This is a genomic window from Campylobacter sp., from assembly GCF_017646085.1.
GTDB lineage: Bacteria > Campylobacterota > Campylobacteria > Campylobacterales > Campylobacteraceae > Campylobacter.
The window spans coordinates 1-4,477 of record NZ_JAGCNF010000075.1 but is presented as its reverse complement, the minus strand read 5'-3'; the positions used below and the strand labels follow the sequence as shown (position 1 = coordinate 4,477).

Genomic DNA, 4,477 nt, shown 5'->3' with positions numbered 1-4,477 from the left:
TGTTCTCGGTATAAGTACCCGAAACAGGATCCAGACCATTATCACCATTGGCAGGAATAATAGCCACATACACATTGTCAGAAGCAATGTTGGCATTTTCCACAGCGCTGAGTAGGCTTTTTAATATATCTAGATTGAGTTTTGACCCAGCTGTAAACATCATTTTGATTTTATTAAATTGGCTCATATTTTTTTGCTTAGATAACGATTCTAAAAGCACTGGAGAACTAATTAAAATCAATTCATCATTGGCACTACAAAGGTCAATATTTTGAGCTAAAATCTCTGGATAGGTTAAATTTTGCGTATATACCTTGCTTCCGCTAATTAAGGCTGTAAAAACCTTAAAAGTAAGGCCAAAAAGATGTTGATGAGATACGCTTGAGAGAAATGTATGAGTATTGCTGATATTAAAAAATGAGCGTAAAAACTCACCCTCTTTGACCATTTGATCAATTGATTTTTCTATATTTTTACGCTCTCCGCTACTACCTGAGGTTTGAATATAGAAGGTTGAATTTAAATTTAGTTTGATTTTAGAACTTTTTGACTCGATGTTTTTAGTTAAAATATCACTAACTGCCTCATCATCAATAAATGGTCTAGAATTATTAGAATGATAATATGGCAAAATATATGGCTTGCTACCAGATAAAATAGAGCCAAAAAATGCTACTAAAAATAGATATCCATCATATGTAAATATATCAATTTCATCAAATTTATTATATGTTGCAAATTTAGATACATCTTCTAAAAATTCATCAAAGCTTTTTATCTTATTTTGAGATATAAAAGTTGAATTTGGGTTAAAAATCTCTCTCATTACTCTACCTGTAAAATAAAATTTCTATACAAAATCTCAGCACCAAATAATATTCCAATTAAAATATAACTAACTACACCACAATATAAAGTCCAATATATTTTATCATCTAAAAATATCAAAATAAATGATATAAATGCGTTTAAAATAAAAAATATAATCCAAATTTTGGTTAAATTTCTAGTATAGCTAATAGCTTTTTGGTCTAATATTTTACCTTTTAGACTGGCTTGCTTTTTGGCTATTTTAGTAATTAGTGCCTCATCTTTTAAGGATATGGCAAAAATAGTACCAAGTAAAGCATTTATAAAGATTGGATATAAATATGCAAGTTCTTGTATATTTGCAAAAAAATATATCAAAAATATAGCACTTAATACTGCCCAAATAGCCCGTTGATAACTCTCTTGTACGCTTAACATTCGCAATAAACAAACAAGAGCCATAGAGGCAAATAATATCTCATTTTCTGGAAAAAAATAGAGTGCAAAGGGATAGCAAATCCCAATGCCAATTAAGATAATATTAAATAGTTTAAGAAATTTGGGATAATTTCTCAAAGACAACATTTACAATATCTCCTAAAGTGCGAACCTCTTTAAAGGCCGCAGCCTCCATTCTATAGCCTGTTTTTTTCTTGATATGATCAATCATATCAATCGCATCAATGCTATCAATCTCTAGATCTTCATATAGTTTTGCTTCAAGTTTGATTTTTTCTTTAGGAATTTCAAATAATTCAACTAAAGCATTACTAAGCATATCAAATATCTCTTCTTTGCTCATTTTATTCATTGGTTTTCCTTTTGTTGTGCAATAAATTCACTTAAGCTTTTTACGCTATAAAATATAGATTTTAAATCCATTGTCTTAGCGTTTAGTTCTATATTGTATTGTTTTTTAATAGCTAAGCTAAGTTCTAAAGCATCGACGCTATCAAGACCCAAGCCATCATTAAAAAGTGGCGCATTTTCATCTATATCACTAAGTTTTAAATCTGGCAAATTTAGCGATGTTATAATTAATTGTTTGATTTCATCAACTAACATTTAATCTCCTTTTGATAAATTTCATTCATTTGCTTATGTAGTGTTTTGACACGAATTGTATTTGGCTTATCGATTAAGAATCTATCAAGTATCAAATCATCTGATATTTTGATTTTATATTTTATCTTACTTTTTGGCGTTTTATACCATTTAACTCCTTTTTGGAGTGAACGTGGATTCATATCAATAAATATTGGTGTGAGTATTTTGGCTCCATGAATTGCCATATAAAATGGTGCTTTATGAAAACTTATACTATCTTTTGTGCGTGTACCTTCAGGAAATATCAGCAAGCTATCGCCTGATTTTAGTACGCTTAAGCTTTTGTTTAAAAGCTCTTCATCTTCGCTATTTACGATATAGTTAGCAGCTTTAATAGCAGGGCTTAGAAATATATTTTTAGCTAGGTCGCTTTTTACTACGCAGTTTATACGACGCACTTTTGAGAGGATAAAGACAACATCTAAAAGAGATGGATGGTTGGCTATAATTATTTGGCTAGGTTTTCCAAGGCGACTAAAATCTTTAAATTCATAATCTAAATAGCCTAAAACTTTTGTACAAAATATAAAAAATTTCCATGCTAAATAGACTAAATCTCTAGCAATATTTTCAAAGAATTTAAATTTATTTAGCCTAATGGCAATCAATGGTAAAAAAAGAATATTCCCAACTAAGCAGATAAAGCCAAACCAAGAAAATAAAAATCCAACAAGTAAAATTCTAATTACTATCATTTAAAGCCCAGTTCCATCTAAGAGTAGAATCTATATTCCAATTAGAGCATAAATTATTATTTAGCGCTTTTAATAGGCTAAATGCGCTTGTGTAAATTTGATAATCTTTTGGTTGATTTTGACTAAACTCAAGTGAACAAATTCGTCCAGCACTTTTATCTAAAAGCAAGCCTAAGGTATAATATGAAAAATCAACTAAATCACTAGAAAACTCTTCGTAATTAATCAAAATTACCTTTTGATTAGGCTTTGTAAAAGCATCAATAATACCGTATTCTAGACTATTTTTAGCACTTATACTTGAGATTTCATTTTGATTTTGATAAAGAATTGCCATCTGGGCTGGAGTTGCATTTAATACTGATAGTGAAAATGCAGTAGGGGAGACAAAGTCATCTTTTAGATTATTTAAAAGAGTAACGCATTGTTTGATCTCGCCACTAAATGAGCTAAAAATTATAGGAGTACTCTTTAGCTCATTTGGGCTTAGGTTAAATGAATTTACTATGCTTAATGCGGATTTTAAAGCGATACCCATTCTTCTTTGTTCTAAGGCTGAGAATTGAAGGTTAAAATCTTTTTTGTATATATTTAAGCTCTCAAATTCATCAGGTAGAATAAAATTTGAAGATATGATAGCATCTGCTTTTAAAATTCCAATCTGCATTATTTAGCAATATCTCCTTTTAAAGTTACACCACTCATTAAAGTTCCAACACCGCATTGAAATTTATCTTTTGAATCGTATGGTATTTTTTTAAACCATCCAGTAAGATTTACAACCTTTGTACCGCCTTCTTGCTTAGCACGTTGAAAAAACTGAATAAGTGCTGAGTGAAATGCTCTAGTGCAAGACTCTTCAGCAGATTTGCCCACTTTATTTGCTTTTTTATTTGTAGTTAGTTGTTTCATAAAAATTTGATCTTTTGCACCGCTTTGGCTACCAAATTTAAACTTAACACTATTATCGATATAGCCTTGTTTTATCGCCTCTTCAATAGCAGGCTTAATTGGTAGATATATGATATCATCTGCAGCAACTGCACTTAGACTAAGAGCACTAATGCAACTAATAGAAACTAATATTTTTTTCATAAATAACCCCTTGAAATAAATTAAAAAGGTTCCAATTTTAGCTAAATTTACCTAATTTTTTACTTATATTTATAGCTATATTTTAAACTTTTTTAAAGATCAATGATGTATTTACTCCGCCAAAGGCAAAGTTATTATTCATCACATAATTAGTCTTAATCTCTCTAAAATCTTGTAAATAATCAAGCTTGGCGCACTCTTTATCAATATCTTGTAAATTTATTGTAGGGGCAAAGAGGCCTTCATTCATCATCTCAATACTAGCTATACTCTCTATAGCCCCACACGCTCCAAGTGTGTGACCGATGTAGCTTTTTAGTGAGCTGATTGCAATTTGTTCGCCAAAGACCTTATGTGTAGCGTGAGATTCTACTATATCGCCCCATTTAGTTGCCGTGGCGTGAGCACTTAAGTAGCCAATATCGCTAGGTAAAATTTGAGCATCTTTTAAGGCTAACTCCATAGCGCTTTGCATAGTTTTGGCCTCTGGCTTGGTAATATGTACGCCATCGCAAGTAGAGCCAAATCCTACAATCTCAGCAATTGGTGTTGCGCCTCTTGATAGCATACTCTCCTCAGATTCTAACACAAGCATACACGCACCTTCACCAATAACTAATCCATCACGATTAGCATCAAATGGGCTTGGGGTTAAATTTGGCGTAGAGTTTTTTTGGCTTGTAGCATATAAAGAATTAAATACATAGCATTCGCTAGGACATAACTCCTCAGCTCCGCCAGCTAGCATCATCGGAATTTGGCCATATTTA

The 4,477-nt window shown here is 31.3% G+C and carries 7 protein-coding genes and 1 pseudogene; all 8 read right to left on the bottom strand.

All coding sequences use genetic code 11. The features are described 5' to 3' along the window. Window positions 1-826, bottom strand: a pseudogene (locus J6V67_RS04110) (hypothetical protein); the annotation flags it as partial. Continuing rightward, window positions 826-1,248 (bottom strand): DNA gyrase subunit B, encoded by a 423-nt coding sequence (locus J6V67_RS04105; RefSeq protein ID WP_291859155.1) that lies wholly within the window; start codon window positions 1,246-1,248, stop codon window positions 826-828. The gene J6V67_RS04105 and the pseudogene J6V67_RS04110, both read right to left, overlap by 1 nt. A gap of 112 nt (window positions 1,249-1,360) precedes the next feature. Beyond that, window positions 1,361-1,621: an acyl carrier protein gene (locus J6V67_RS04100; protein WP_363316719.1), complete on the bottom strand. Its 261-nt coding sequence runs from the start codon at window positions 1,619-1,621 to the stop codon at window positions 1,361-1,363. Continuing rightward, window positions 1,618-1,875, bottom strand: a complete 258-nt coding sequence (locus tag J6V67_RS04095; protein ID WP_086224269.1) for a phosphopantetheine-binding protein — start codon at window positions 1,873-1,875, stop codon at window positions 1,618-1,620. The genes J6V67_RS04100 and J6V67_RS04095 overlap by 4 nt, the downstream gene beginning before the upstream one ends. Further along, the gene (locus J6V67_RS04090; protein WP_291859151.1) at window positions 1,869-2,612 is read right to left on the bottom strand and encodes a 1-acyl-sn-glycerol-3-phosphate acyltransferase; all 744 of its coding nucleotides are present in this window, start codon (window positions 2,610-2,612) and stop codon (window positions 1,869-1,871) included. Before J6V67_RS04090 ends, J6V67_RS04095 begins: the two co-directional genes overlap by 7 nt. Next, window positions 2,599-3,279 carry a beta-ketoacyl synthase chain length factor gene (locus J6V67_RS04085; protein WP_291859148.1) on the bottom strand — a complete coding sequence of 227 codons (681 nt, stop codon included), beginning with the start codon at window positions 3,277-3,279 and terminating at the stop codon, window positions 2,599-2,601. Before J6V67_RS04085 ends, J6V67_RS04090 begins: the two co-directional genes overlap by 14 nt. After that, the gene (locus J6V67_RS04080) at window positions 3,279-3,707 is read right to left on the bottom strand and encodes an excinuclease ABC subunit A (protein ID WP_291859145.1); all 429 of its coding nucleotides are present in this window, start codon (window positions 3,705-3,707) and stop codon (window positions 3,279-3,281) included. Before J6V67_RS04080 ends, J6V67_RS04085 begins: the two co-directional genes overlap by 1 nt. A gap of 82 nt (window positions 3,708-3,789) precedes the next feature. Then, window positions 3,790-4,477 (bottom strand): beta-ketoacyl synthase N-terminal-like domain-containing protein (locus tag J6V67_RS04075; protein WP_291859142.1); only part of this gene is annotated, 688 nt, incomplete at its 5' end.